Origin of the sequence: Rhodosalinus sediminis (genome assembly GCF_003385555.1) — a bacterium.
GTDB lineage: Bacteria > Pseudomonadota > Alphaproteobacteria > Rhodobacterales > Rhodobacteraceae > Rhodosalinus > Rhodosalinus sediminis.
On the sequence record NZ_QOHR01000001.1, the window covers coordinates 248,710 to 274,914 of the forward strand.

Annotated in this window: 20 protein-coding genes; 19 read left to right on the forward strand and 1 reads right to left on the reverse strand. The window is 73.4% G+C overall.

The window, feature by feature from the left end; genetic code table 11:
- Nucleotides 1-36 precede the first annotated feature (36 nt).
- Genes DRV84_RS01280 through DRV84_RS15525 form a run of 3 tightly spaced genes read left to right on the forward strand, consistent with a single transcriptional unit; the run spans nucleotide 37 to nucleotide 4,411 of the window.
- The gene (locus DRV84_RS01280; protein ID WP_115977929.1) at nucleotides 37-3,951 is read left to right on the forward strand and encodes a baseplate multidomain protein megatron; all 3,915 of its coding nucleotides are present in this window, start codon (nucleotides 37-39) and stop codon (nucleotides 3,949-3,951) included.
- On the forward strand, nucleotides 3,951-4,262 hold the full coding sequence (locus DRV84_RS01285) for a DUF7742 family protein (RefSeq protein ID WP_115977930.1): 312 nt from the start codon (nucleotides 3,951-3,953) through the stop codon (nucleotides 4,260-4,262). The genes DRV84_RS01280 and DRV84_RS01285 overlap by 1 nt, the downstream gene beginning before the upstream one ends.
- The gene (locus DRV84_RS15525) at nucleotides 4,262-4,411 is read left to right on the forward strand and encodes a hypothetical protein (RefSeq protein ID WP_158547712.1); all 150 of its coding nucleotides are present in this window, start codon (nucleotides 4,262-4,264) and stop codon (nucleotides 4,409-4,411) included. The genes DRV84_RS01285 and DRV84_RS15525 overlap by 1 nt, the downstream gene beginning before the upstream one ends.
- Nucleotides 4,412-4,439: 28 nt before the next feature.
- Here DRV84_RS15525 and DRV84_RS01290 read toward each other — a convergent pair whose 3' ends face one another.
- Nucleotides 4,440-4,778, reverse strand: a complete 339-nt coding sequence (locus DRV84_RS01290) for a TraR/DksA family transcriptional regulator (RefSeq protein WP_115977931.1) — start codon at nucleotides 4,776-4,778, stop codon at nucleotides 4,440-4,442.
- A gap of 83 nt (nucleotides 4,779-4,861) precedes the next feature.
- On the opposite strand from DRV84_RS01290, the gene cysE reads away from it, so the two are divergent.
- The 16 genes from cysE to murC all read left to right on the forward strand — a co-directional run bounded on the left by cysE (nucleotide 4,862) and on the right by murC (nucleotide 26,195).
- The gene (gene cysE / locus DRV84_RS01295) at nucleotides 4,862-5,668 is read left to right on the forward strand and encodes a serine O-acetyltransferase (protein WP_115977932.1); all 807 of its coding nucleotides are present in this window, start codon (nucleotides 4,862-4,864) and stop codon (nucleotides 5,666-5,668) included.
- Between the two features lie 305 nt (nucleotides 5,669-5,973).
- Nucleotides 5,974-6,786 carry a TIGR00282 family metallophosphoesterase gene (locus DRV84_RS01300; protein ID WP_115977933.1) on the forward strand — a complete coding sequence of 271 codons (813 nt, stop codon included), beginning with the start codon at nucleotides 5,974-5,976 and terminating at the stop codon, nucleotides 6,784-6,786.
- Entirely contained in the window at nucleotides 6,783-7,718 is a 936-nt protein-coding gene (locus tag DRV84_RS01305; protein WP_115977934.1) for a DMT family transporter, read from the forward strand. The genes DRV84_RS01300 and DRV84_RS01305 overlap by 4 nt, the downstream gene beginning before the upstream one ends.
- Before the next feature lie 81 nt (nucleotides 7,719-7,799).
- A complete protein-coding gene (locus DRV84_RS01310) occupies nucleotides 7,800-9,515 on the forward strand; it encodes an SLC13 family permease (protein WP_115978046.1) in 1,716 nt (571 codons plus the stop codon).
- Nucleotides 9,516-9,669: 154 nt separating this feature from the next.
- Nucleotides 9,670-11,991: an ATP-dependent helicase gene (locus DRV84_RS01315; RefSeq protein WP_115978047.1), complete on the forward strand. Its 2,322-nt coding sequence runs from the start codon at nucleotides 9,670-9,672 to the stop codon at nucleotides 11,989-11,991.
- 1,190 nt (nucleotides 11,992-13,181) lie between these two features.
- The gene (locus DRV84_RS01320; protein ID WP_115977935.1) at nucleotides 13,182-13,688 is read left to right on the forward strand and encodes a division/cell wall cluster transcriptional repressor MraZ; all 507 of its coding nucleotides are present in this window, start codon (nucleotides 13,182-13,184) and stop codon (nucleotides 13,686-13,688) included.
- Nucleotides 13,689-13,691: 3 nt separating this feature from the next.
- Entirely contained in the window at nucleotides 13,692-14,663 is a 972-nt protein-coding gene (gene rsmH, locus DRV84_RS01325) for a 16S rRNA (cytosine(1402)-N(4))-methyltransferase RsmH (RefSeq protein ID WP_115977936.1), read from the forward strand.
- 4 nt (nucleotides 14,664-14,667) lie between these two features.
- Nucleotides 14,668-15,018 (forward strand): cell division protein FtsL, encoded by a 351-nt coding sequence (gene ftsL, locus DRV84_RS01330; RefSeq protein WP_115977937.1) that lies wholly within the window; start codon nucleotides 14,668-14,670, stop codon nucleotides 15,016-15,018.
- Complete coding sequence (locus tag DRV84_RS01335) at nucleotides 15,015-16,799, forward strand: peptidoglycan D,D-transpeptidase FtsI family protein (protein WP_115977938.1); 1,785 nt, start codon at nucleotides 15,015-15,017, stop codon at nucleotides 16,797-16,799. Before ftsL ends, DRV84_RS01335 begins: the two co-directional genes overlap by 4 nt.
- Before the next feature lie 44 nt (nucleotides 16,800-16,843).
- Entirely contained in the window at nucleotides 16,844-18,325 is a 1,482-nt protein-coding gene (locus tag DRV84_RS01340; protein WP_115977939.1) for a UDP-N-acetylmuramoyl-L-alanyl-D-glutamate--2,6-diaminopimelate ligase, read from the forward strand.
- A complete protein-coding gene (locus DRV84_RS01345; protein WP_115977940.1) occupies nucleotides 18,322-19,770 on the forward strand; it encodes a UDP-N-acetylmuramoyl-tripeptide--D-alanyl-D-alanine ligase in 1,449 nt (482 codons plus the stop codon). The genes DRV84_RS01340 and DRV84_RS01345 overlap by 4 nt, the downstream gene beginning before the upstream one ends.
- On the forward strand, nucleotides 19,771-20,853 hold the full coding sequence (gene mraY, locus DRV84_RS01350) for a phospho-N-acetylmuramoyl-pentapeptide-transferase (RefSeq protein ID WP_115977941.1): 1,083 nt from the start codon (nucleotides 19,771-19,773) through the stop codon (nucleotides 20,851-20,853).
- A 145-nt stretch (nucleotides 20,854-20,998) separates the two neighbouring features.
- Nucleotides 20,999-22,405: a UDP-N-acetylmuramoyl-L-alanine--D-glutamate ligase gene (gene murD / locus DRV84_RS01355; RefSeq protein WP_115977942.1), complete on the forward strand. Its 1,407-nt coding sequence runs from the start codon at nucleotides 20,999-21,001 to the stop codon at nucleotides 22,403-22,405.
- Between the two features lie 105 nt (nucleotides 22,406-22,510).
- Nucleotides 22,511-23,680, forward strand: coding sequence for a putative lipid II flippase FtsW (ftsW, locus tag DRV84_RS01360; protein ID WP_115977943.1), 1,170 nt, complete (start codon nucleotides 22,511-22,513; stop codon nucleotides 23,678-23,680).
- Nucleotides 23,681-23,703: 23 nt separating this feature from the next.
- Nucleotides 23,704-24,792 carry a UDP-N-acetylglucosamine--N-acetylmuramyl-(pentapeptide) pyrophosphoryl-undecaprenol N-acetylglucosamine transferase gene (locus DRV84_RS01365; protein WP_115978048.1) on the forward strand — a complete coding sequence of 363 codons (1,089 nt, stop codon included), beginning with the start codon at nucleotides 23,704-23,706 and terminating at the stop codon, nucleotides 24,790-24,792.
- A complete protein-coding gene (murC, locus tag DRV84_RS01370) occupies nucleotides 24,789-26,195 on the forward strand; it encodes a UDP-N-acetylmuramate--L-alanine ligase (RefSeq protein ID WP_115977944.1) in 1,407 nt (468 codons plus the stop codon). Before DRV84_RS01365 ends, murC begins: the two co-directional genes overlap by 4 nt.
- Nucleotides 26,196-26,205 lie beyond the last annotated feature (10 nt).

Sequence of the window (26,205 nt, forward strand, 5' to 3'; positions counted from 1 at the left end):
GCCTTGCCGGCGCGGGACGGCTGACGGGAGCGAGCGATGGCGACGATCCTTCTATCCGCGGCGGGTGCCGCGCTGGGCACATCGCTCGGCGGCACGGTGCTCGGCCTCTCGGCGACGGCGGCGGGGCGCTTCGTCGGCGCGAGCCTCGGGCGCGCGATCGACCAGCGCCTTCTCGGCGAGGGCTCCGAGGCGGTGGAAACCGGCCGGCTGGAGCGCATCCGCCTCACCGGCGCGGGCGAGGGCGCGCCGATCCCGCGCGTCTTCGGCCGCATGCGCGTCGGCGGGCACGTGATCTGGGCGAGCCGCTTCACCGAGGTGGTCACGACCGAGGGCGGCGGCGGCGGCAAGGGCGCGCCGCGCCGCCCGGATGTGCGGCGCATCTCCTACCGCGTGAGCCTCGCCGTCGCGCTCTGCGAGGGCGAGATCGCGGGCGTCGGCCGCGTCTGGGCCGACGGCGGCGAGATCGCGCCGGCCGATCTCGAGATGCGCGTGCACACCGGCGCGCGCGACCAGAGGCCCGATCCGCTGATCGAGGCGATCGAGGGGCCAGGGCAGACGCCGGCCTACCGCGGCACCGCCTACGTCGTGCTCGAGGCGCTCGACCTCGGCCGCTTCGGCAACCGGGTGCCGCAGTTCAGCTTCGAGGTGATCCGCCACGAGCAGCCCGACCGCCCCGGCGCGGAGGTGGATGTCGCGCGCTCGGTGCGCGGCGTCGCGCTGATCCCGGGCACGGGCGAGTATGCGCTGGCGACCGAGCCCGTGGCGCTGCCGGTCGACCGGGGCCGCTGGCGCATGGCCAACGTGAACACGCCGCTCGGGGTGGCGGACCTGCCCGCCTCGCTCGACGCGCTGGGCCGCGAGCTGCCCGATTGCCGCGCCGTCTCGCTCGTGGTGAGCTGGTTCGGCGACGACCTGCGCTGCGGCGACTGCACGCTTCGCCCGCGCGTCGAGCAGACCGAGGCCGACGGGCGGGAGATGCCCTGGACCGTCTCGGGACTGTCGCGGGCCGAGGCGGGCCGCGTGCCCGCGAAGGACGGCCGCGCGCTCTACGGCGGCACGCCCGCCGACGCCGCGGTCGTGCAGGCGATCCGCGCCCTGCGCGAGAGCGGTCGGGCGGCGCTCTTCTATCCCTTCGTCCTGATGACCCAGACCGAGGGCAACACGCGCCCCGACCCCTGGACCGGGGCGGAGAGCCAGCCGGTCCTGCCGTGGCGCGGGCGGATCACCGCCTCGGTCGCGCCGGGGCGGGCGGGCTCGCCCGACGGCACGGCGCAGGCGGACGCGGAGGTGGCGGCCATCTTCGGCACCGCCGCCGCCGCGGATTTCACGGTGGGCGACGGCGTGGTCCATTACCACGGCCCCGACGAATGGAGCTTTCGCCGCTTCATCCTGCACTACGCCGCGCTCTGCGCCGCGGCGGGGGGCGTGGAGGCCTTCTGCATCGGCACGGAGATGCGCGGGCTCACGCAGATCCGGGGCGCGCAGGGCTTCCCGGCGGTCGCGGCGCTGCGCGCGCTCGCGGGCGAGGTGCGCGCGCTCCTCGGCCCGGAGGTGAAGCTCGGCTACGCCGCCGACTGGTCGGAATACTGGGGCTATCAGCCGCCCGACGCGCCGGGCGACCGCTACTTCCACCTCGATCCGCTCTGGGCCGACGACGCGATCGATTTCGTGGGCATCGACAACTACATGCCGCTGTCGGACTGGCGCGACGGGGCCGACCACCTCGACGCGCACCGGGGCGCGATCCACGACCTCGACTACCTGAAGTCCAACGTCGAGGGGGGCGAGGGCTACGACTGGTATTACCCCTTCGAGGAGGCGCGCGCGGCGCAGATCCGCACGCCGATCACCGACGGCGCGCACGGCGAGCCCTGGGTCTGGCGCGTCAAGGACATCCGCGGCTGGTGGGAGAACGCCCACTTCGAGCGCATCGGCGGGGTGCGGCAGCCCGCGCCGACGCCTTGGGCGCCCCGCTCCAAGCCCGTCTGGTTCACCGAGATCGGCTGCCCGGCGGTGGACAAGGGCACCAACCAGCCGAACAAGTTCCTCGATCCGAAGTCCTCCGAATCCGCGCTGCCGCATTTCTCCGACGGCCGGCGCGACGAGACGATCCAGGCGCAGTACATCCGCGCGCTCACCGCCTACTGGCGCGACCCGGCCAACAACCCGGTCTCGAAGATCTACGGCGGGCGCATGGTGGACATGGACCGCTGCTTCGTCTGGGCGTGGGACGCGCGGCCCTTCCCGTGGTTCCCGCAGGCGCGCGAGGTCTGGGCCGACGGCGACAACTACGCGCGCGGGCACTGGCTGAACGGCCGCGCCTCGGGGCGGAGCCTCGCCTCCGTGGTGGGCGAAATCTGCGACGCCGCGGGGCTTGCGGCGCACGACACCGCCCGCCTCTTCGGCCATGTGCGCGGCTATCTGGAGGCCGAGGGCGGCACGGCCCGCGCCGCGCTGCAGCCCCTGATGCTCGCCCACGGGTTCGACGCGGTGGAGCGCGACGGCGCGCTGCGCTTCCTCCCCCGCGAGACGGAGCGCGCGGCGCTCCTCTCGCCCGAGGCGCTGGCCGAGAGCGACCGGCTGGAGGGCACGGTCGAGGCGACGCGCGCCGCCGAGGCCGAGCAGTCGGGGCGCGTGCGCGTGCGCTTCACCGTGGCCGACGGCGATTTCGAGGCGGCCGCGGAAGAGGCGATCCTGCCGGGCGAGCCGAGCCGGCAGGTCGCCGAGGCGGCGCTGCCGCTCGCCCTGACGCGGGGCGAGGGGCGGCTCGTGGCCGAGCGCTGGCTCGCCGAGGCGCGGGTGGCGCGCGACGGGCTGCGCCTCGCGCTGCCGCCCTCGGCCTGGGCGCTCGGGGCGGGCGACGTGATCCGCCTCGGGCCGGAGGGCGCGCGCTTTCGCATCGACCGGGTGGAGCAGGGCGAGGTGCGGCTGGCCGAGGCGGTGCGGATGGAGCCCTCGGTCTATCGCCCCGCGGGCGTCGCGGAACGGCCGCCCCGCCTCGCCCCCTTCGTGCCGGCGGTGCCGGTCACGGCGCTCTTTCTCGACCTGCCGCTCCTGCGCGGCGACGAGGTGGCGCATGCGCCGCATGTCGCGGCCACCGCCGCGCCGTGGCCCGGGCGCGTGGCGCTCTACGAGGCCGTCGAGGACGCGGGCTACGCGCTTTCCGAACTGATCGAGGCGCCCGCGGCGATCGGCGTGACCGAGGGGCCGCTCGCCGCCGCGCCGGCCGGGCGGATCGACCGCGGCCCGGCGCTGCGGGTGCGGATGCTTTCGGGCCGGCTCGCGGCGACGGACGACGCGGGCCTGCTCGCGGGGCTGAACGCCTTCGCCATCGGGGACGGCAGCCCGTCGAACTGGGAGATCCTGCAGGCGCGCGACGCCGAGATGATCGCGCCCGACACGTGGCTCCTGTCGCATCGGCTGCGGGGGCAGGCGGGGAGCGACGGGATCATGCCCGAGGTCTGGCCCGAGGGGGCGTGGATCGTCGCGCTCGACGGGGTGCCGCGCCAGATCGACCTCTCGCCCGCCTTCCGTGACGTGGCGCGGCACTGGCGCGTCGGGCCGGCGGGGCGGGCCTACGACGACCCGAGCTACACGCACCACGTCCTCGCCTTCGCCGGCGAGGGGCTGCGGCCCTACCGCCCCGCGCATCTGCGGCTGGAGGCGGCGGGCGGCGATCTGCGCGCGCGCTGGGTGCGGCGCACGCGCATCGACGGCGACGGCTGGGCCGCGCCGGAGGTGCCGCTGGGCGAGGAGGCGGAACTCTATCTCGTGCGGGTGAGCGCGGGCGGCGCCGTGCTGCGCGAGGCGCAGGTGAGCGCGCCCGAGTGGATCTACCCGGCCGCCGCGCAGGCCGCCGACGCGGGCGCCGGGGCGCGCGTGGTCGAGGTGGCGCAGGTCTCGGCCCGCTACGGCCCCGGCCCCTACGCCCGCGTCGCGGTGCCGGGCTGATGCAGCCGGTGCACTGGGGCGACGTGACGGCGGCGGCGCGCGCGCTTCTCGGCGCGCCGCCGGAGGCGCGCAGGCCGCGGGCGCGCGCGATGATCGAGGCCGCGCATGCTGCGCACGCCTACATGAAACGCACGGGCCGAGGGCATCCGCGCCTCGGCAACGGCGCCTTGCAGACCTTCGCGCGGCGGCGGACGCTGCCGCCCGAGCCGCCACCGTCGGACCCGGTCTATGCGGATTGCCTCGTCGCGGTGCTCGCCGCGCTCAGAGACTGGCGCGCCGATCCGGCGCGGCGGTCGCGGCGCCGTGGCTGATGGCGCTGGTGCGGCGCGCGTCGCTGCCGCCGGAGCCGCCGCCGTCTGACCCGGCGTTCGCGGCGGCGGTGGTCGCCGTGGTTGCCGTGCTCACCGCACTCGCCGACTGGCGCCGTGACCCGGGCCGCCGCTCGCGGCGCCGTGGCTGAGTTCCGCCGCCCGTCAGCCCGCCGCCCGTCAGCCCGCCGCGCAGCTCACGCAGCGCGTCGCGGCGGGGTCGAGGTCGAGGCGCTTCGGCGCGATGGGCTCGCCGCAATCCTCGCAATAGCCGTACTCGCCCTCCTCCAGCCGCGCGAGCGCGGCGGTCAGGCGGCGGCGTTCGGCGTCGCGCCGGGCCTGCGTCGCGCGCGCCATCGACTGCGACAGGAGCGCGTCCTGCCGCGAGAGCCGCCCCATCGCCTGCTGGTCGAGCGCCACCGTCTCCTGTCCGCTCTGGCCGCGGTCGTCGCCCGCGTCGAGCTCGGCGAGCGCGGCCTCGAGGCGCGCGCGCACGGCGGCGGTGTCGGTCACATCCATGCAGGATCCCTCTTTCCGGCGTTCCGTTCCGAGACTAGATGCCGCATACTCATGGACGCAACACGCCCCGGCGGGAGGACGCCATGCCCGAGAGCCGCGCGAGACTGGCCGAGCTCGACCCCGTCTGGGACCGCATCCGGGCCGAGGCCGAACAGGCGATACTCGACGAGCCGCTCCTCGGCGGGCTCATCCATTCGAGCGTGCTGCACCACGCCTCGCTCGCCCGGGCGCTCGCCTTCCGGATCTCGATGAAGCTCGCCTCCGGCGAGATGTCCGAGCAGATCCTGCGCGAGATCGCGGACGAGGCCTATGCCGCCGACCCCGACCTCGTGCAGGCGGCGCGCGCCGACATCGCGGCGGTCTACGACCGCGACCCGGCGTGCCACCGCTTCCTGCAGCCGCTTCTCTTCTTCAAGGGGTTCCAGGCGCTGCAGTCCTACCGCCTCGGGCACTGGCTCTGGCGGGAGGGGCGCCACGACCTCGCCTATTTCGTGCAGACCCGCGTCTCGGAGATGTTCGGGCTCGACATCCACCCGGCCGCGCGCGTTGGGCAGGGGATCATGATCGACCACGCGCATTCCATCGTCATCGGCGAGACGGCCGTGGTGGGCGACAACGTCTCGATGCTGCATTCGGTGACCCTCGGCGGCACCGGCAAGGAAGAGAGCGACCGCCACCCCAAGATCGGCTCCGGCGTGCTGATCGGCGCGGGGGCGAAGGTGCTCGGCAACATCTCGGTGGGCGATTGCTGCCGGATCGCGGCGGGCTCCGTCGTGCTGGAGGACATCCCGCCGAAGAAGACCGTGGCCGGCGTGCCGGCCCGGATCGTCGGGGAGGCGGGCTGCGCGCAGCCCTCGGTGACGATGGATCACCTCCTCGCGCAGGGGTGAGGCGCGCCGGGGCCGCGGGGCGACGGCGCAGGAGAGGGCGCGCCGGACCGCCGGCAGGCGCGGTCCCGCGGCGGCCCGTCCCGGCGCGTGCGACGGGGACTGACCGGCCGGTTCCCGCCTGCGCCGCGAGATCACGCTGCGAAAGGCAGGGTGACGCGGGCCCGCCGGGCGAATTGCCGACGGCAGGGGGCGACGCCTGGACACGGCCGCGAGCCCTCGCCGGCTTGCGGCATCTGCGGCCCCGGCGGCCGTGACGCGCCGCTTTCCCCTTGCCGGCGCCGGGGGGCCGCCCTAGGCCCTTCTGCATGAGGATGTTGTTTCTGGGCGATGTCGTCGGCCGCGCCGGCCGGGCGGCGGTGGTGGAGCGCCTGCCGAAGCTCCGGGCGGAGTGGCGGCTCGACTTCGTGGTGGTCAACGGCGAGAACGCGAGCCACGGCATGGGGCTCACCGGCGATCACGCCAAGCTTCTGCTGGAGGCGGGGGCGGACGTGCTGACGCTCGGCGATCACGCCTTCGATCAGAAGGACATGCTGAGCTACATCGAGCGCGAGCCGCGCATCCTGCGCCCGCTCAACTACGCGCGCGGCGCGCCGGGGCGCGGGCACGGCGTCTTCGAGGCGACGCAGGGGCGCCGCGTGCTCGTGGCGCAGGCGCTCGGCCGGGTCTTCATGAACAAGCCCTACGACGATCCCTTCTCCGAGATCGACCGCGTGCTGCGCGCCCATCCCCGCGGCGGCATGGTTCAGGCGAGCCTCGTGGACATGCACTGCGAGGCGACCTCCGAGAAGATGGGCATGGGCCATTTCTGCGACGGCCGGGCGAGCCTCGTCGTCGGTACGCACACCCATGTGCCCACGGCGGACGCGCAGATCCTGCCGGGCGGCACCGCGATGCTCTCGGACGCAGGGATGTGCGGCGATTACAACTCCGTCATCGGCATGGAGAAGGACGAGCCGCTGCGCCGCTTCGTCACCGGCATGCCCAAGGGCCGCTTCACGCCCGCGGGCGGGGAGGCGACGCTCTCGGGCGTCTACGTCGAGACCGACGACCGCACGGGCGCCGCGACGCGGGTCGCGCCGGTGCGCCTCGGCGGGCGGCTGGAGGCGGCCGCGCCGTGAGCGGGGCGGAGCGCTGGGGGCTCGTGCTCGTCCTCGTGGCGCTCGGCGCCGGCTGGGGGCTGACGACGCCGCTCGCCAAGATCGCCGTGACGGGCGGGCACGGGCACTTCGGCCTCGTCTTCTGGCAGCTCGCGATCGGGGCGGTGGCGCTCGGCGCGCTGAACGCGGCGCGGGGCCGGGGACTGCCGCGCGGGGCTCGCCACCTGCGGCTCTACGCGATCATCGCGGTGATCGGGACGGTGCTGCCCAACTCGGCGAGCTACCTCGCGGTGGGGCATCTGCCGTCGGGCGTGCTCTCGATCCTGATCTCGCTCGTGCCGATGTTCGCCTTTCCCATCGCGCTCGCGCTCGGGATCGACCGGTTCTCGGGCTGGCGCTTCGCGGGGCTGCTCGCGGGGCTCGCGGGCGTGGTGCTGATCGTCGCGCCGCGGTCGAGCCTGCCGGACCCGGCGATGATCCTCTGGGTGCCGGTGGTGCTGATCGCGCCGCTCTTCTACGCGATCGAGGGCAATTTCGTCGCGAAACACGGCACCGAGGGGCTGGACGCGATCCAGACGCTCTTCGGCGCGTCGCTCATCGGCGCGGTGCTCGCGGCGCCGCTGGCGCTGGGCAGCGGGCAGTGGATCGACCCGCGCCCGCCATGGGCCCTGCACGATCTCGCGGTGGTCGGCGTCGCGCTCGTCCACGCCGGGGTCTACGTCAGCTACGTCTGGCTCGTGGGGCGCGCGGGGTCGGTCTTTGCCGCGCAGGTCGCCTATCTGGTGACGCTCTGGGGCGTGCTCTGGGCGAAGCTCCTGCTGGGCGAGGTCTATTCCGGCTGGATCTGGGCCGCGCTCGCGCTGATGCTCGCCGGGCTCTTTCTCGTTCAGCCCCGGCCGAAGGGCATGCTTGCGCGGCGCGTGGCGCTCGCGGATACTGCGCGCCGGCGCTAGACGGCGGGAGCGGGCGTGGCGGATTTCATCGAACTCGGCCGGACCGGCGAGGCGATCGTGGCGCTCGGCGTGCTCGTGGCCATGTTCGCGCTCTTCGTGCGCGAGGTCTATCCGACCGAGGTCGTGGCCATCGGGGGCGTCGCGGTGCTGCTCGCGACGGGCGTTCTGCCCTATGACGCGGCGCTCGACGTTCTGTCGAACCCCGCGCCCTGGACCATCGCGGCGATGTTCCTGATCGTCGGCGCGCTGGTGCGCACCGGCGCGCTCGATGCCTTCACCACGCTCGCCGACCGCAAGGCCCGCACCAGCCCGCGGCTGGCCATCGTGCTGCTGATGAGTTTCGTCGTCCTCGGCTCGGCGGTGATGAACAACACGCCGGTCGTCGTGGTGATGATCCCGGTCTTCGTGCAGCTCGCCCGCAGCCTCGGCGTGTCGGCCTCCAAGGTGCTGATCCCGCTGTCCTACGCGGCGATCATGGGGGGGACGCTGACGCTGATCGGGACGTCGACGAACCTTCTCGTGGACGGGGTGGCGCGCACGCACGGCTTGGAGCCCTTCACCATCTTCGAGGTCACGCCGCTCGCGCTCGTGCTGGTGGCCTGGGGCATCCTTTACCTCAGGGTCGTGGCGGCGCGCGTCCTGCCCGACCGCGACAGTATGGCGGGGCTGCTTTCGGACCGCTCGCGCATGAAGTTCTTCACCGAGGCGGTGATCCCGCCCGAATCGAACCTGATCGGGCGCGAGGTGCTCGACGTGCAGCTCTTCAAGCGCGAGGGTGTGCGGCTCGTCGACGTGATCCGCAACGAGGAGTCGCTGCGCCGCGATCTGGAGGGCGTGACGCTGCAAGTCGGCGACCGGGTGGTCCTGCGCACGCAGATGACCGAGCTCCTGTCGCTCCAGCGCAACAAGTCGCTGAAGCGCGTCGACCAGATCTCGGCCAAGGAGACGACGACCGTCGAGGTGCTGATCACGCCGGGCGCGCGCATGGTGGGCCGGCGGCTCGGCGATCTGCGGCTGCGGCGGCGCTACGGGGTCTATCCGCTCGCCGTGCACCGCCGGAACCAGAACATCGGCCGCAAGATCGATGATCTGGTGGTGCGCGTGGGCGACACGCTGCTCCTCGAGGGTGCGCCGGAGGACATCAAGCGGCTGGCGCAGGAGATGGGCCTCGTGGACGTCTCGCAGCCCTCGGCGCGCGCCTTCCGGCGCAGCCACGCGCCCGTCGCGCTGGCCGCGCTGCTGGGCGTCGTCGGGCTCGCCGCGCTGGGGGTGGCGCCGATCCTCCTCCTCGCCGTGGTGGCGGTGGCGGCGGTGCTGCTGGCGCGCTGCATCGACGCGGAGGAGGCGTTCTCCTTCGTCGAGGGGCGGCTCCTCGCCCTGATCTTCGCGATGCTCGCCGTGGGCGCCGCGCTGGAAAGCTCGGGCGCCGTGGCGCTGATCGTGGAGGCGGTGGCGCCCTACCTCACGGGGCTGCCCGCGCCGCTTCTGGTCTGGGCGGTCTTCCTGCTGACCTCGGTGCTCACCGAGCTCGTCTCGAACAACGCGGTGGCCATCGTGGTCACGCCCATCGCCATCGGGCTCGCGCAGGCGATGGGGATCGACCCGCGCCCGCTGGTCGTGGCGGTGATGGTCGCCGCCTCGGCCAGTTTCGCCACGCCGATCGGCTACCAGACGAACACGCTCGTCTACGGCCCCGGCGGCTACCGCTTCACCGATTTCATGAAGGTCGGTATCCCGCTGAACCTGAGCATGGGGGTGATCTCGGCGCTGCTGATCCCGGTGATCTGGCCGCTCTGACAGGGGCAGGGGGGCGCTGCCCCCCTCGGCCCGTGCCGGGCCTCACCCCCCGGAGTATTTGCGCCAAGATGATGGGGCCGTCCGGGCGAACAGGGCTGGAACATCCTGCGAACACGTGCTTTCGCGCCGCGGCGGGCTGCGCTACAGTGGCGTCATGAGCACTGCGCCCGACACATCCCTCAGCCAGCGCGCGATGAGCGCGCGCGCCGCGCCCTATCTCGACGGGCTCAACCCCGCGCAGCGCGCGGCGGTGGAGGCGCTCGACGGTCCCGTCCTGATGCTCGCCGGCGCGGGCACCGGCAAGACCAAGGCGCTGACCACCCGCATCGCGCATCTGTTGAACACCGGCCGCGCGCGGCCGAACGAGATCCTGGCGGTGACCTTCACCAACAAGGCCGCCCGCGAGATGAAGGAGCGAATCGGCCGGCTGCTCGGCGAGGCGGTGGAGGGGATGCCGTGGCTCGGCACCTTCCACGCGATCTGCGTGAAGCTCCTGCGCCGGCACGCCGAGCTCGTCGGGCTCAAGTCGAATTTCACCATTCTCGACAGGGACGATCAGCTGCGGCTCCTGAAGCAGTTGATCCAGGCCGAAAACATCGACGAGAAGCGCTGGCCGCCGCGCCAGCTCGCCGGGATCATCGATCACTGGAAGAACCGCGCCTGGACGCCGGAGACGGTGCCCGCCTCGGAGGCGGGCGCCTACGACAACCGCGGCACGAAGCTCTACGCGCTCTACCAGGCGCGGCTGAAGGAGCTGAACGCCGTGGATTTCGGCGACCTGCTCCTGCACATGGTCACCATCTTCCAAACGCACGACGACGTGCTGGAGCAGTATCGCCGCTGGTTCCGCTACATCCTGGTGGACGAGTATCAGGACACCAACGTGGCGCAGTATCTCTGGCTGCGCCTGCTCGCCGGCGGGCATCACAACATCTGCTGCGTGGGCGACGACGATCAGTCGATCTACGGCTGGCGCGGCGCCGAGGTGGGCAACATCCTGCGCTTCGAAAAGGATTTCCCGGGCGCGCAGGTGATCCGGCTGGAGCAGAACTACCGCTCGACGCCGCATATCCTCGCCGCCGCCTCGGCGGTGATCGCGGGCAACCGCGACCGGCTGGGCAAGACGCTCTGGACCGAGGCCGAGGAGGGCGAGAAGGTCCGCCTGATCGGGCACTGGGACGGCGAGGAGGAGGCCCGCTGGATCGGCGAGGAGATCGAATCGATGCAGCGGGGCACGCGGGGGATGCGGCCCTTCTCCCTCGACGAGATCGCGATCCTCGTGCGCGCCTCGCATCAGATGCGCGCCTTCGAGGACCGGTTCCTGACCATCGGGATGCCCTACCGGGTGATCGGCGGCCCGCGCTTCTACGAGCGGCAGGAGATCCGCGACGCGATGGCCTATTTCCGCCTCGCCGTCTCCCCGTCCGACGATCTGGCCTTCGAGCGGGTGGTGAACACGCCGAAGCGCGGCCTTGGCGACAAGGCGCAGCAGAAGATCCAGGTCGCCGCGCGCGAGGCGGGCGTGAGCCTCGTCGAGGGGGCGAAGCGGCTTCTCGCCGCGCGCGGGCTCACGGGCAAGGGCGCGGCGGAGCTCGCGAAGCTTTTGGACGGGATCGACCGCTGGGGGCGCATGGCGGGCGATCCGGAGGTCGGCCACGTCGAGCTCGCCGAGATCATCCTCGACGAATCGGGCTACACGGCGATGTGGCAGAACGACAAGACGCCGGAAGCGCCGGGCCGGCTCGAGAACCTCAAGGAGCTCGTCAAGGCGCTGGAGGAGTTCGAGAATCTCACCGGCTTCCTCGAGCACGTGAGCCTCGTGATGGACAACGAGTCCGAGGGCGAGGGCGCCAAGGTCAGCATCATGACCCTGCACGGCGCGAAGGGGCTGGAGTTTCCGGCCGTCTTCCTGCCGGGCTGGGAGGACGGGCTCTTCCCCTCGCAGCGCGCGATGGACGAGCAGGGGCTCAAGGGCCTCGAGGAGGAGCGCCGCCTCGCCTACGTCGGGATCACGCGGGCGGGCGAGGTCGCGACCATCTCCTTCGCGGGCAACCGGCGCGTCTTCGGGCAGTGGCAGTCGCAGCTTCCCTCGCGCTTCGTGGACGAGCTGCCCGAGGACCACGTCGAGGTGCTGACGCCGCCCGGGCTCTACGGCGGCGGCTACGGCGCGGCGGCGAGCCGCGGCATCGAGGTCGAGGCGGCGCGCGCCGACGTCTACAACTCCCCCGGCTGGAAGCGGATGCAGGCGCGCGCGGGCGAGCGGCCGGTCAGCCAGCCGCGCGAGACGCGACACAGCGTCATCGACCTCGAGGCGGTGAGCGCCCACACTGTGGGCGAGCGCGTCTTTCACCAGAAGTTCGGCTACGGCGCGGTCGTCGGCATCGAGGGCGACAAGCTGGAGGTCGACTTCGAGAAGGCCGGGCCGAAGAAGGTGATCGCGCGCTTCGTGACGGCGGCGGACGACATCCCCTTCTGACCGCCCGTCCGAGCGGCGCGCCCGCGCGTGGGATCGCGTGGGCGGCGCTTGCTTTCGTGGGGCGGAGACGAAAGAGCGGTGGCGCCAGGGAGGAGGAGGGCGCCACCGCTCTGAACGGCGAAACGTCCAGGGAGGAGGAGGGACGCTTCGATCCGAACCGGGCGGGATGGTGATCCGCGCCCGTATGCTCGCGGCTGCCGGACCCTCAGGGCCTTGCAGCCAGTCACGGAACGCCCAGGGAGGAGGAGAGAGCGCCCCGATCTCGTGCGGGCGGGGCCTGCGGCCGCGCCCTCTGTAAAATGCGGCGGCGTCAGGGAGGAGGAAGACGCCGCCGCGAGTGACAGAAAACCCAGGGAGGAGGAGAGGGCTTTCTGAACTCTATCTCGTGAGCGCCGCACCGTGGTGCCCTGCGCTGTTGATCCTCAATTTAGCCAAATGCTGCGCCTGCACAATGGCTGGCTGGTCAATGCTGCCATGCGGCGAACGCATATGCAGTGCTGACCTATTTTTTCGGCGCTCGCGCCGCCCCTTTGATGCGTGCGGCGGCACTCCGTGAACGTGATTGGGCCGGCCGCAATGTGGCTGGCAGCGCTCGCGCGGCCGGCGCGCGCCTTGGTGCCCGTCCCATGGGCGCGCGTGCCACCGGATGGGCGCGGGGCGGCGACTCGCGCCGCGAGTCGGCGGGACTCATCGAAAATCGGACAGTCTCGAAGGATCGCGAGGCGCTTCGCCGCCTGTGTTGCGTGCGCGCAACATCGCCCGCGTGCGACCGGATGGCGCAGATATGCCGCCGGGCGCGCGCCGCGGCGCAAGATCTGCCCTCGCGTCACCGCGCGGGGCGCCCGACGCGGGCGTCCTTCTCCCCGCAGCGCCCTCGGCCCATGCGGTCCCACAAAAAGGCATTGATTTCCACGCAGGGCCATGGCAACACTATACCCGTGATGAGGGACAGAACGAGGCAGTGAGAGCGATCCACCGCAGAGACCCAAAAGGGCCGCGGGTTTCATACAGGCAACACCCCTTCATCAGGACTGACGAGTTCCGGGGCGCAGGCAGCAGACATCCCCCCAGGTGACGCTGCGCCCGGACAGCCCGGCGACGGGACGAGGGCGGCGGATCGGGCGTTGGCAGCAGCCCGGTCCGCCGTTTCGTTTTCGGCGCCCGGGTGAACGAGCGGAGGTAACAGGACCGTGGGCGTCACCTTCCGGGGCGAGAGCCTCCACAAGGTGGACAGCAAGGGCCGGGTCTCGATCCCGGCCGGCTTCCGCCGTGTGCTGGAGGCCGGCGACCCCGATTGCAGCCCCGGTCAGCCGCCCCGCGTCGCTGTGGCCTACGGCGACCGCAGCGGCCGGCGTCTCGAGTGTTTCACCATCGACGAGATGAACGCCCTCGGCGCGCGCATCCGCAGCCTGCCGCGCAAGGACCCGCGGCGCGAGCCGCTGACCGAGCTCTACGTGCGCAACGTGGTCGAGCTGACGCTCGACGACAACGGCCGCATCGTCCTCGGCCAGGCGCTGCGCGCGCCCTTCGCCATCGAGGGAGAGGCGCGCTTCGTCGCCGAGCTCGACCATTTCGAGATCTGGTCGCCCGAGAAATACGCCGACAAGCAGGCGCGCATTGAGGCCGTGCTCGAGGAGATGGATCAGGCCGACGACCCGCTCGCGCTGCTCGACGACGTGCCGGACCCGGAGGCGTGAGGCGTGGCAGGCGCCGCGCCGCATACGCCCGTGCTGCTCGCGCCGCTCCTCGCGTCGGTGGCGCCGGTCACGGGCCGCTGGCTCGACGGGACGCTCGGCGCGGGCGGCTACGCGCGCGGGCTGCTGGAGGCCGGCGCCGATCAGGTCATCGGCCTCGACCGCGATCCGCTGGCGCTCGAGCTCGCGGCGGAGTGGGGCGCGGCCTGGGGCGACAAGCTGCGGCTGGTGCAGGGCGTCTTTTCGGAGCTCGACCGCCACGCCACCGAGCTGCAGGGCGTGGTGCTCGACCTCGGCGTGTCCTCGATGCAGCTCGACCGGCCCGAGCGGGGTTTCTCGTTTCAGGCGGACGGGCCGCTCGACATGCGGATGAGCGGCGCGGGCCCCTCGGCCGCCGATCTCGTCAACGAGACGCCGGAGGCGCGGCTCGCCGACATCCTCTACGCCTACGGCGAGGAGCGCGCGAGCCGGCGCATCGCGCGCGCCATCGTCAAGGCGCGCAGCGCCGCGCCGATCACGCGCACCGGGCAACTCGTCGAGATCGTGGAGCGCTGCCTGCCGCGCCCGAAGCCGGGGCAGGCGCACCCGGCGACGCGCAGCTTCCAGGCGCTGCGCATCGCGGTCAACGACGAGCTCGGCGAGCTGCACGAGGGGCTCATGGCCGCCGAGCGCGCGCTCGCGCCGGGCGGCGCGCTCGCGGTGGTGACCTTCCATTCCATTGAGGACCGGATCGTGAAGCGCTTCATGCAGCGCCGCGCGGGGCAGGGCGGGCGGCCCAACCGCTTCGCCCCGGAGGTGGAGGCCGAGGCGCCGCGCTTCGAGATCGTCACCAAGAAGGCCATCGGCCCCGACGCGGCCGAGATCGCCGCCAACCCGCGCGCGCGCTCGGCGAAGCTGCGCGTGGCGCGGCGGACGGCGGCGCCGGCCGGGCCGATCGCCGCGGAGGAGATCGGATTGCCGAAAGTCTCAGGGGAATAGCGACATGCGCACCGTGATCTTCGTGCTGACCGCGCTCGCTGTGATCGGGCTCGCCTTCTGGGCTTACCGCGAGAACTACCGCACCCAGCAGGCCATCGCCGAGACCGAGCGCCTGCAGGAGGAGATCGCCGCGGCGCGCGCCCGCCTCGGGGTGCTACGCGCCGAATGGGCCTATCTCAACCGGCCCGACCGGCTGATGGCGCTCGCCGAGATGAGCTTCGACCAGCTCGGCCTGCTGCCCTTCCGGCCCGAGCAGTTCGGCCGCATCGACCAGGTCGCCTATCCGGCGGCCGAGCGCCCGGTGCCGGGCCTCGTCGGGGCGGTGGAGCTTTCGTCGCAGGAGGCCGCGCGATGATCCGCCGGCCGCTCCGCCCGCTCGCCCGCATCCTCGAGGCGCGCGCCCGCGGCGAGAGCCCGGACGCCATCGAGCGCGAGAACATCCGCCTGCGCCACGAGGAACAGCGCGACCGGCTGCGCCAGCGCGCCGAGATTCGGCTCATGGTGCTGGGCGTCGGCTTTCTCTGCGCCTTCGGGGTGATCGGCGCGCGCATGGCTGACCTCGCCGCCTCCGAGCCGGAGGAGCCGCGCGTGCGCGCCTCCTCGGCCGCGATCCTCGCGCAGCGCGCCGACATCACCGACCGCCGGGGCCGCGTGCTCGCCACGAACATGGAGACGCACAGCCTCTACGCCCATCCGCAGGACATGATCGAGCCCGAGCGCGCGGCGCGCGCCCTCGCCGAGATCTTCCCCGATCTCGACGAAGAGCGCCTCGTCGCGGACTTCACCGGCGCGCGCAAGTTCCTCTGGGTCAAGCGGCGCATCAGCCCCGAGCAGAAACAGGCGGTGCACGACATCGGCGAGCCGGGGCTGCTCTTCGGCCCGCGCGAGATGCGGCTCTACCCGAACGGCGCGCTCGCGGCGCATGTCCTCGGCGGCGCGGGCTTCGGGCGCGAAGGCGTCCACGCGGCGGAGGTCGTGGGCCGCGCCGGGGTGGAAAAGACCTTCGACGACCGGCTGCGCGATCCCGCGCGGGGTGGCGCGCCGCTCGCCCTCTCGCTCGATCTGACGGTGCAGGCGGCGACCGAGCGGGTGCTCGACGGCGCGATGCGCCTCTTCGACGCCAAGGGCGCGGCGGCGGTGCTGATGGACGTGGAGACGGGCGAGATCGTCAGCCTCGCCAGCCTGCCCGATTTCGACCCGAACGACCGCCCCGCCGCGGCGGCGGGCTCCGATCCGGGCGAGAGCCCGCTCTTCAACCGTGCGGTGCAGGGGGTCTATGAGCTCGGCTCGACCTTCAAGATCTTCACCGCCGCGCAGGCGCTCGAGCTCGGCGTCGCCGACGACGAGACGGTGATCGACACATCGGGGCCGATGCGGATCGGCGGCTTCGCGATCCGCGAGTTCCGCGGCAAGAACTACGGCGAGCAGACGGTCGAGGGGATCGTCGTCAACAGCTCCAACCGCGGCACCGCGCGCCTCGCGCTGGAGATCGGGGCGGCGGACCAGCGCGCCTTTCTCGAGCGCCTCGGCCTGACCGAGCCCGTGCCCCTCGAGATGCCGGAGGCGCGGGGCGGCGTGCCGCTCCTGCCCGAGCGCTGGGGCGACGTGGCGACGGTGACCGTCTCCTACGGGCACGGCATCTCGGTCACGCCGCTGCACCTCGCCGCCGCTTACGCCACCATCGCCAACGGCGGGCGACAGGTGGTGCCGACGCTCCTGAAGCAGGACGCGCCGCAGGAGGGGCCGCAGGTCATGGCGCCGGAGGTCGCGGCGGCGGCGCGCGACATGCTGCGCCGGGTGGTCACCGACGGCACGGCGAGCATGGCGGAGGTCGAGGGCTACCGCGTCGCCGGCAAGACCGGTACCGCCGACAAGCCCGACCCGACGGGCGGCTACTACGAGGACCGGGTGATCGCCACCTTCGCCGCCGTCTTTCCCGCCGACGCGCCGGAGTACGCGCTCGTCGTCACCCTCGACGAGCCGGTGGAGACGAGCGGCGAGGAGGTGCGCCGCTCGGCCGGCTGGACGGCGGTGCCGGTGGCCGCCGAGCTCATCCGGCGGGCCGCGCCGCTCCTCGGGCTCCGGCCGGAGATTGAACCCGCGCCCGTGACCGGTGTAACGCTGACGGCGAACTGAGCCGGCGCGGGGCCGGAACGTCTCAACCAGCGAAAGGCGCAGCCGTGAGCGGGACCAAGACCCTCACAGACCTGGGGCTCGCGGCGCGCGGCGGCGCGCCGGCCGGGATCACCGGGCTCTCCGTGGACAGCCGCGCGGCGGCGCCGGGCCATCTTTTCGCCGCCTTGCCGGGCGTGCGCGCGCATGGCGCGGGTTTCGTGCCTCAGGCGCTGGAGCGCGGCGCGGTGGCGGTGCTCACGGATGCCGAGGGCGCGGCGCTCTGCGGCGAGGCGGTCGCGGCGGCGGGAGCGGCGCTGATCGTGTCGGACGAGCCGCGCGCGGCGCTCGCGCGCGCCGCGGCGCTCTGGTCCGGGGCGCAGCCGCGCGTCATGGCGGCGGTGACTGGCACCAACGGCAAGACCTCGGTGGCAAGCTTCCTGCGCCAGATCTGGATCGCGCTCGGCCACCGGGCGGTGAACCTCGGCACGACGGGCGTCGAGGGGGCGTGGGAGACGCCGCTGCGCCACACCACGCCGGAGCCGATCACGCTGCACCGCGTGCTCGCGGAGGCCGCCGCGGCGGGCGTCACCCACGCGGCGATGGAGGCCTCGAGCCACGGGCTCGACCAGCGCCGGCTCGACGGCGTGGTGCTGACGGCGGCGGGCTTCTCGAGCTTCAGCCAGGACCACCTCGACTACCACCCGGACCTCGACGCCTATTTCGACGCCAAAGCCGGGCTCTTCGCCCGCGTGCTGGGCGAGGAGGGCGCGGCGGTCGTCAACCTCGACGCCGAGCGCGGCTTCGACATGGCCGCCATCGCGCGGGCGCGCGGGCAGCGGGTGATCGGCGTCGGCCGCGGGCCGGAGGCCGACCTGCGCCTCGTCGCGCAGCGCTGCGACCCGCAGGGCCAGGAACTGCGCCTGTCGTGGGGCGGTGCGGCCTATCAGGCCAAGCTGGGGCTCGTCGGCGATTTTCAGGCGTGGAACGCCGCGCTCGCCGCCGGGCTCGCCATCGCCTGCGGCGACGCGCCGGGTCGGGTCATGGCCGCGCTGCCCGCGCTCGAGACGGTGCGCGGGCGGATGCAGCTCGCCGCGGCGCGCACCAACGGCGCGGGCGTCTACGTCGATTACGCGCACACGCCCGACGCCGTCGCCACCGCGCTGCGCGCGCTGCGCCCGCACGTCATGGGCCGGCTCGTCGCGGTGATCGGCGCGGGCGGCGACCGCGACGCCGCCAAGCGCCCGCTGATGGGCGCGGCGGCCATGGCCGAGGCCGACCACGTGATCGTCACCGACGACAACCCCCGCAGCGAGGACCCGGCCACGATCCGCGCCGAGGTCATGGAGGGCGCGCCGGACGCCGAGGAGGTGGGCGACCGGGCCGAGGCGATCCTGCGCGCGGTCGCCGCGCTCGGCCCCGGCGACGCGCTGCTGATCGCGGGCAAGGGCCACGAGACGGGGCAGGAGATCGCGGGGGTCACCTATCCCTTCGACGACGCCGAGCAGGCGAGCCTCGCCGTCGCCGCGCTCGAGGGGCGCACCGCATGAGCCTCTGGACCGCCGCCGAGGCCGCGCGCGCCACCGCCGGCCGCGCCACGACCGACTGGGCGGCGACGGGCGTCTCGATCGATACGCGCACCCTCGCGCCCGGGGATCTCTTCGTGGCGCTCACCGCGGCGCGCGACGGGCACGATTTCGTCGCCGACGCGCTGGCGAAGGGTGCGGCCGCCGCCATGGTCGCCCGCGTGCCCGAGGGCGTCGGCCCGGAGGCGCCGCTCCTGATCGTGGACGACGTGCAGGTGGGTCTCGAGGCGCTGGGCCGTGCCGCGCGGGCGCGCACGCGGGCCCGGGTCGTCGCGGTCACCGGCTCGGTCGGCAAGACCTCCACCAAGGAGATGCTGCGCCGGGTCTGCGCGGGGCAGGGGCGAACCCACGCCTCCGAGGCGAGCTACAACAACCACTGGGGCGTGCCGCTGACGCTCGCCCGGATGCCGGCGGAGACCGACTTCGCGGTGATCGAGATCGGCATGAACGCGCCGGGCGAGATCGCGCCGCTCTCGGCGCAGGCGCGGCCCGACGTGGCGCTCGTCACCACCGTCGCGCCCGCCCACCTGGAGGCCTTCGGCTCGATCGAGGGGATCGCCGCCGAGAAGGCATCCATCGTCGCGGGGCTCGCGCCCGGCGGTACGGCGGTCGTGCACGGCGATCTCGACGTCTCGCCGATGCTCGAAGAGGCCGCGCGCCGGGCCGGTGCGGCGCGGGTCGTCACCTTCGGCGAGGCGCCGCGCAACCATCACCGGCTCCTGCGCGCGACGGTGCGCGACACCACCACCGTCGCCGAGGCGCGGGCCTGGCGCACGCCGCTGCTCTACAAGATCGCGGCGCCGGGGTGGCATTTCGCGCTCAACGGGCTCGCCGTGCTCGCCGCGGCGCGGGCGCTCGGCCTCGACCGGGCGCTGGCGGTCGGCGATCTGGGGCGCTGGTCGCCGGTCGCGGGGCGCGGCGCGCGCGAAGCGATCCGCCTCGACCCGGTGGAGCGCGACGTCGTGATCGAACTCATCGACGAGGCCTACAACGCCAATCCCGCCTCGATGGGCGCCGCGCTCGAGGTGCTGGCGGGCGCGGCGGTGCGCGACGTGATCGGACGCAAGGCCGCCGGCCGGCGCGTCGCCTACATCGGCGACATGAAGGAGCTCGGCCCGGAGGCGGCGGCGCTGCACGCCGCGCTCGCCGACCACCCGGCGATGGCGCGCATCGACGTGGTGCACACGGTGGGCGATCTCGCCGGGCACCTGTACGCGGCGCTCCCGCCCGGACGGCGCGGGCGCCACACCGGCACCGCCGAGAAAATGGCCGCGGGCGTGCGCCGCGATCTCGACGCGGGCGACGTGGTGATGGTCAAGGGCTCGCTCTCGACCGGGCTCGGCGCCGTCGTTGACGCGGTGCGGAAACTGGGGCATGCCGCCCCGCGATCCGGCTCGGGGGACGACTGAATGCTCTACTGGCTCACGCTCCTGAGCGACGGCGGCGACGCCTTCAACCTCTTTCGCTACATCACCTTCCGCGCCGGCGGGGCCTTCCTGACGGCGCTTCTCTTCGGTTTTCTCTTCGGCCCGCCGCTCATCAACGTGCTGCGCCGCAGTCAGGGCAAGGGGCAGCCGATCCGCTCCGACGGGCCGGAGACCCATGCGACGAAGGTCGGCACGCCAACCATGGGCGGGCTGCTGATCGTGGGCGCGCTCGTCACCTCGACGCTGCTCTGGGCGCGGCTCGACAACGCCTTCGTCTGGATCGTGCTCTTCGTGACGCTCGCCTTCGGCGCGATCGGCTTCGCCGACGACTACGCCAAGGTGGCGCGGCAGAACGTCAAGGGCGTGCCCGGCAAGCTGCGCCTCGCGCTCGGCTTCCTGATCGCGGCCGTCGCGGCGGTCTGGGCCGCGCATCTGCATCCGCCCGAGCTCACCAACCAGCTCGCCCTGCCGATCTTCAAGGACACGCTCGTCAATCTCGGCGTGCTCTTCGTGCCCTTCGCGATGATCGTGATCGTCGGTGCGGCGAACGCGGTGAACCTGACCGACGGGCTCGACGGGCTGGCCATCATGCCGGCGATGATCGCGGCCGGCACGCTCGGCGTGATCGCCTACGCGGTGGGCCGGGTGGATTTCACCGAGTATCTCGACGTGCATTACGTTCCCGGCACGGGCGAGATCCTGATCTTCACCGCCGGGCTCTTCGGCGGCGGGCTCGGGTTTCTCTGGTACAACGCGCCGCCCGCGGCGGTCTTCATGGGCGATACGGGGAGCCTGGCCCTCGGCGGCGCGCTCGGCGCCATCGCGGTGGCGACCAAGCACGAGATCGTGCTGGCCATCGTCGGCGGGCTCTTCGTGGTCGAGGCGCTTTCGGTGATCGTGCAGGTGCTCTATTTCAAGCGCACCGGGAAACGGGTCTTTCTCATGGCGCCGATCCATCACCACTACGAGAAGAAGGGCTGGGCCGAGCCCACCATCGTGATCCGCTTCTGGATCATCTCGCTCATTCTCGCGGTGATCGGGCTGGCCACGCTCAAGGTGCGCTGATGCGGGCGGGCGCGCGCATGGCCGGCGTGGCCCGGGGGGCGCTGCCCCCGTCGCGCGCGGGGCGCGCGACTCCCCCGGGATATTTGGACCCAAGAAGAAGCGGGGGACCGGCCGGCCCCGCGCGGCGCGGCATGGAGGCGGGCGGATGATCCCGGTCGGCGGCTTCGCGGGCCAGCGGGTGGCGGTTCTGGGCCTCGGGCGCTCGGGGCTCTCGGCGGCGCGGAGCCTCGCCGCCGGCGGGGCCGCGCCGGTTCTCTGGGACGACCGGCCCGAGGCGCGCGCGGCGGCCGAGGCGGAGGGCTTCGCGCTGCACGACCTGTCGCGCGCGGGCGCCTTCGAGGGGGTCGCGCGGCTGATCCTGTCGCCGGGCATCCCGCATCTCTATCCCGCGCCGCACCCGGCGGTGGCGGCGGCGCAGGCGGCGGGCGTGCCGGTGGACAACGACGTGGGGCTCTTCTTCGCGGCGCTCGGGGCCGGGGACTGGGTGCGCTTCGACGCGCCGCCGCAGGTGGTGGCGATCACCGGGTCGAACGGGAAATCCACGACCTCGGCGCTCCTGCATCACGTGCTGCGCGACGCGGGCCGGCCCGCGCAGCTCGCCGGCAACATCGGGCGGGGGGTGCTCGATCTGGACCCGCCGGGCGAGGGGGAGGTGATCGTGCTGGAGCTCTCGTCCTACCAGACGGAGCTCGCCCGCGCGCTGACGCCGGACGTCGCGGTCTTCACCAATCTCACGCCCGACCATCTCGACCGGCACGGCGGGCTGGGGGGCTATTTCGCGGCCAAGCGGCGGCTTTTCGCCGAGGGCGGGCCGGACCGCGCGGTGATCGGCGTGGACGAGCCGGAGGGGCGCTTCCTCGCCGGGCAACTGGCCGAGGCGCCCTCGGACGACCGGGTGATCCGCGTCTCGGCGGCGGGAAAGATCGGCGGCGCGGGCTGGAGCGTCTTCGCGCGCAAGGGGTTCCTGACCGAGTGGCGGCGCGGGCGGCAGGTGGCCGCGATCGACCTGCGCGGCGTCAAGGGGCTGCCGGGCGCGCACAACCACCAGAACGGCTGCGCGGCCTATGCGGCGGCGCGCGCGCTCGGGCTGGGGCCGAAGCTGATCGAGCGGGCGCTGCACAGTTTCCGGGGGCTGCCGCACCGCAGCCAGGTGGTGGCCGAGGCGGGCGGCGTGACCTTCGTCAACGATTCCAAGGCGACGAACGCCGCCTCGGCGGCGCGCGCGCTCGCCGCCTTCCCGCGCATCCGCTGGATCTGCGGCGGGCTGGAGAAGGAGGGCGGGCTCGAGGCGCTCGCGCCGTACCTGCCCCATGTCGCGCGCGCCTACGTCATCGGGCGCGAGGCGCAGGGTTTCGCGCTCAAGCTCGGGGGCGTGGAGGCGGAGGTCTGCACCACCATGGCGCACGCCGTCGCCCGCGCGGTGGAGGACGCGCAGCCCGGCGAGACGGTGCTGCTCGCCCCGGCGGCGGCGAGTTTCGATCAATACGACAGCTTCGAGCGCCGGGGCGAGGATTTCGTGGCCGAACTGCGTGCGCGGCTCGGCGCCGGCTGAGCCCGCCCGCGCGCCGGACGGCTGGCGCGGGGCGCGGAATTCGGATAGGCTCCTCGCAAGGCTCCGCGAAAAAGGAGCCGCGACGAGGCAGCGAGCGGCAGGCTCATGACGGACATGATCTATGGCTCGGTTCCCGCGCGGACCGCCGAGCCCATCCTTCCGCGGTGGTGGCGCACCGTGGACAAATGTACGATTTCCTGCGTCCTGATCCTTTTCGCGCTCGGCATCCTTCTGGGGTTCGCGGCCTCCCCGCCGCTCGCCGAGCGCAACGGCTTCGGGCACTTCCACTACGTCGAGCGGCAGGCGGTCTTCGGCGCCGTTGCGCTCTGCGCGATGCTCGTCGTCTCGATGCTGAGCCCGACGGCGGTGCGGCGGCTCGCGGCGCTGGGCTTCGTCGGGGCCTTCGTGGCGCTGGCGCTGCTGCCGGTGCTCGGCACCGACTTCGGCAAGGGGGCGGTGCGCTGGTATTCGCTGGGCTTCGCGGCGCTGCAGCCCTCGGAATTCCTGAAGCCGGTCTTCGTCGTCGTCGCCGCCTGGTTCATCGCGGCGAGCCAGGAGATCAACGGGCCGCCGGGCCGGACCTGGTCCTTCGCGCTGACGGTGGCGATCGTGGCGATGCTGGCGCTGCAGCCCGACTTCGGGCAGGCGGCGCTCGTTCTCTTCGGCTGGGGCGTCGTCTATTTCGTGGCCGGCGCGCCGCTCGCCATTCTCTTCGCGGTGGCGGGCGCCGTGGTGATGGCGGGCTCGGTCGCCTATTCGAGCTCGGAGCATTTCGCGCGGCGCATCGACGGCTTCCTCTCGCCCGAGCTCGACCCGACCACGCAGCTCGGCTACGCCACGAACGCCATCCGAGAGGGCGGCTTCTTCGGGGTCGGCGTCGGCGAGGGGCAGGTGAAATGGTGGCTGCCCGACGCGCACACCGATTTCATCGTCGCCGTGGCGGCGGAGGAATACGGCCTCGTCCTCGTGCTCGCGCTGATCGCGCTCTATGCGGGGATCGTCGTGCGCTCGCTCCTGCGCCTCACGCGGGAGCGCGATCCCTTCGTGCGGCTCGCGGGGGCGGGGCTCGCCGCGATGTTCGGCGTGCAGGCGATGATCAACATGGGCGTCGCCGTGCGCCTCCTGCCGGCGAAGGGCATGACGCTGCCCTTCGTGAGCTACGGGGGCTCGTCGCTGATCGCCACGGGCATCGCGATGGGGATGCTGCTGGCCTTCACGCGCACGCGCCCGCAGGGCGAGATCGGCGACATCCTGCGCGGGCGGCGGCGGTGGTGAGCGGCGCCGCGCCGCATCTCCTGATGGCCGCCGGCGGCACCGGCGGGCACATGTTCCCCGCGCAGGCGCTCGCCGAGGCGATGCTCGCGCGCGGCTGGCAGGTGACGCTGACGACCGACCCGCGCGGGGCGCGCTACACCGGTGGCTTTCCGCATTCCGTCCGGGTCGAGCGTATCGCTTCGGCCACCTTCGCGCGCGGCGGCGCGCTCGCGAAGCTGGGCGTGCCGCTGCGCATCGCGGGCGGCGTCGCGGGCGCCTGGGCGCGGATGCGGCGCGACCGGCCGGACGTGGTGGCGGGCTTCGGCGGCTATCCGACGATCCCGGCGTTGGTGGCGGCCGAGCTTTTGCGCCTTCCGCGGCTCGTGCATGAACAGAACGGCGTGCCGGGCGAGGTGAACCGGCGGTTCGCGCCGCGGGTCGAGGCGGTCGCCTGCGGGACCTGGCCCACGGAGCTGCCCGCGGGAGTGGAGGCGGTGCACACCGGCAACCCGGTGCGCGCCTCGGTCGCGGAGCGGGCGGGCGCGCCCTACATCCCGCCGGGCGATTACCCCATGTCGCTTCTGGTGATCGGCGGCAGCCAGGGGGCGCGCATCCTCTCGGACACGGTGCCGGGCGCGGTGGCGCGGCTGCCGGCGGCGCTGCGCGCCAACCTGCGCGTCGCCCATCAGGCGCGCGAGGAGGACCGCGCGCGCGTCGCGGCCTTCTACGCCGAGCACGGCATCGCGGCGGAGGTGGCGCCCTTCTTCCGCGACGTGCCCCGCCGCATGAGCGAGGCGCAGCTGGTCGTCAGCCGCGCGGGCGCCTCCTCCATCGCCGATATCGCCACCATCGGGCGCCCGGCGATCCTGATCCCGCTGGCGAGCGCGGCGGGCGACCATCAGACGGCGAACGCGCGCGGGCTGACGGAGGCGGGCGCCGCGATCCGCATCCCGGAGTCCAAACTCACCGCCGAGAGCCTCGCCGAGCAGATCGCCGCCGTGCTCCGCCACCCCGAGGGCGCCCAGCGGATGGCCGCCGCCGCGCAGGGCTGCGCCGTGCCCGATGCCACGGAGCGGCTTGCGCGCATGGTCGAACGGCTGGCAGAGGGGCGCATCACGGAGGGCGGGGCATGAACGCGGCGACGAAACTTCCCAACGACATCGGGCCGATCCATTTCGTCGGCATCGGCGGCATCGGCATGTCGGGCATCGCCGAGGTGCTGTTGAACCACGGCTACCGGGTGCAGGGCTCCGACCGGAAGGCCTCCGACATCACGCGGCGGCTCGAAGCGCTCGGCGCGCGGGTGTTCCTCGGCCAGGACGCGGAGAACCTCGACGGGGCGGAGGTCGTGGTGATCTCCTCGGCGATCAAGCCGGGCAATCCCGAGCTCGACGCCGCCCGCGCGCGCGGCCTGCCGGTGGTGCGCCGGGCCGAGATGCTCGCCGAGCTGATGCGGCTCAAGTCCAACGTCGCGGTCGCGGGCACGCACGGCAAGACGACGACGACGACGCTGGTCGCCACGCTTCTGGACGCGGGCGGGCTCGACCCCACGGTGATCAACGGCGGCGTGATCCACGCCTACGGCTCCAACGCGCGGCCGGGCGACGGGGAGTGGATGGTCGTCGAGGCCGACGAGAGCGACGGCACCTTCACCCGCCTGCCCGCGACCATCGCGGTCGTCACCAACATCGACCCCGAGCATCTCGATCACTGGCGCGATTTCGAGACGCTGAAGCGTGGCTTCGACGATTTCGTGGGCAACATCCCCTTCTACGGGCTCGCTGTCTGCTGCACCGACCACCCGGAGGTGCAGGCGCTGGTGGGCCGCGTCACCGACCGGCGCATCCTGACCTACGGCTTCAACGCGCAAGCCGACGTGCGCGCGGTGAACCTGCGCTACGAGCGCGGCGTCGCGACCTTCGACGTTGCGTTGCAGGCGGAGGGGCGCACGATCGAGGGCTGCACCCTGCCCATGCCGGGCGAGCACAACGTGTCCAACGCGCTCGCCGCCGTGGCGGTGGCGCGTCACCTCGGCCTGCCGCGGGTGGCGATCCGCGAGGCGCTCGAGAGTTTTCAGGGCGTCAACCGCCGCTTCACCCGCGTGGGCGAGGTGGACGGCGTCACCATCATCGACGACTACGGCCACCATCCCGTCGAGATCGCCGCGGTGCTGCGCGCCGCGCGGCAGGCCTGCGAGGGCCGCGTGATCGCCGTGCACCAGCCGCACCGCTACTCGCGTCTCTCCTCGCTCTTCGAGGAGTTCTGCGGCGCCTTCCACGAGGCCGACGTCGCCGCCATCGCCGAGGTCTACGCCGCCGGCGAGGACCCGGTCCCGGGCGCCGAGCGCGACGATCTGGTGGCCGGGCTCGTGCGTCACGGCCACCGCGGCGCGCGCGCCGTCACGGGGCCGGAGGGGCTCGAGGCGCTCGTGCGCGAGGTGGCGCGGCCCGGCGACATGGTGGTCTGCCTCGGCGCGGGCACGATCAGCGGCTGGGCGCGCGCGCTGCCCGAGCGGCTCGCCCGCGGCGCGGCCTGAGGCGGGGCGG

What these genes read in the sequence shown, in the direction of transcription:
- DRV84_RS01280 (WP_115977929.1), top strand. Translation starts at nt 37, where the DNA reads ATGGCGACGATCCTTCTATCCGCGGCGGGTGCCGCGCTGGGCACATCG.
- DRV84_RS01285 (WP_115977930.1), top strand. Translation starts at nt 3,951, where the DNA reads ATGCAGCCGGTGCACTGGGGCGACGTGACGGCGGCGGCGCGCGCGCTT.
- DRV84_RS15525 (WP_158547712.1), top strand. Translation starts at nt 4,262, where the DNA reads ATGGCGCTGGTGCGGCGCGCGTCGCTGCCGCCGGAGCCGCCGCCGTCT.
- DRV84_RS01290 (WP_115977931.1), bottom strand. Translation starts at nt 4,778, where the DNA reads ATGGATGTGACCGACACCGCCGCCGTGCGCGCGCGCCTCGAGGCCGCG.
- cysE (WP_115977932.1), top strand. Translation starts at nt 4,862, where the DNA reads ATGCCCGAGAGCCGCGCGAGACTGGCCGAGCTCGACCCCGTCTGGGAC.
- DRV84_RS01300 (WP_115977933.1), top strand. Translation starts at nt 5,974, where the DNA reads ATGAGGATGTTGTTTCTGGGCGATGTCGTCGGCCGCGCCGGCCGGGCG.
- DRV84_RS01310 (WP_115978046.1), top strand. Translation starts at nt 7,800, where the DNA reads ATGTTCGCGCTCTTCGTGCGCGAGGTCTATCCGACCGAGGTCGTGGCC.
- DRV84_RS01315 (WP_115978047.1), top strand. Translation starts at nt 9,670, where the DNA reads ATGAGCACTGCGCCCGACACATCCCTCAGCCAGCGCGCGATGAGCGCG.
- ftsL (WP_115977937.1), top strand. Translation starts at nt 14,668, where the DNA reads ATGCGCACCGTGATCTTCGTGCTGACCGCGCTCGCTGTGATCGGGCTC.
- DRV84_RS01335 (WP_115977938.1), top strand. Translation starts at nt 15,015, where the DNA reads ATGATCCGCCGGCCGCTCCGCCCGCTCGCCCGCATCCTCGAGGCGCGC.
- DRV84_RS01345 (WP_115977940.1), top strand. Translation starts at nt 18,322, where the DNA reads ATGAGCCTCTGGACCGCCGCCGAGGCCGCGCGCGCCACCGCCGGCCGC.
- mraY (WP_115977941.1), top strand. Translation starts at nt 19,771, where the DNA reads ATGCTCTACTGGCTCACGCTCCTGAGCGACGGCGGCGACGCCTTCAAC.
- murD (WP_115977942.1), top strand. Translation starts at nt 20,999, where the DNA reads ATGATCCCGGTCGGCGGCTTCGCGGGCCAGCGGGTGGCGGTTCTGGGC.
- ftsW (WP_115977943.1), top strand. Translation starts at nt 22,511, where the DNA reads ATGACGGACATGATCTATGGCTCGGTTCCCGCGCGGACCGCCGAGCCC.
- DRV84_RS01365 (WP_115978048.1), top strand. Translation starts at nt 23,704, where the DNA reads ATGGCCGCCGGCGGCACCGGCGGGCACATGTTCCCCGCGCAGGCGCTC.
- murC (WP_115977944.1), top strand. Translation starts at nt 24,789, where the DNA reads ATGAACGCGGCGACGAAACTTCCCAACGACATCGGGCCGATCCATTTC.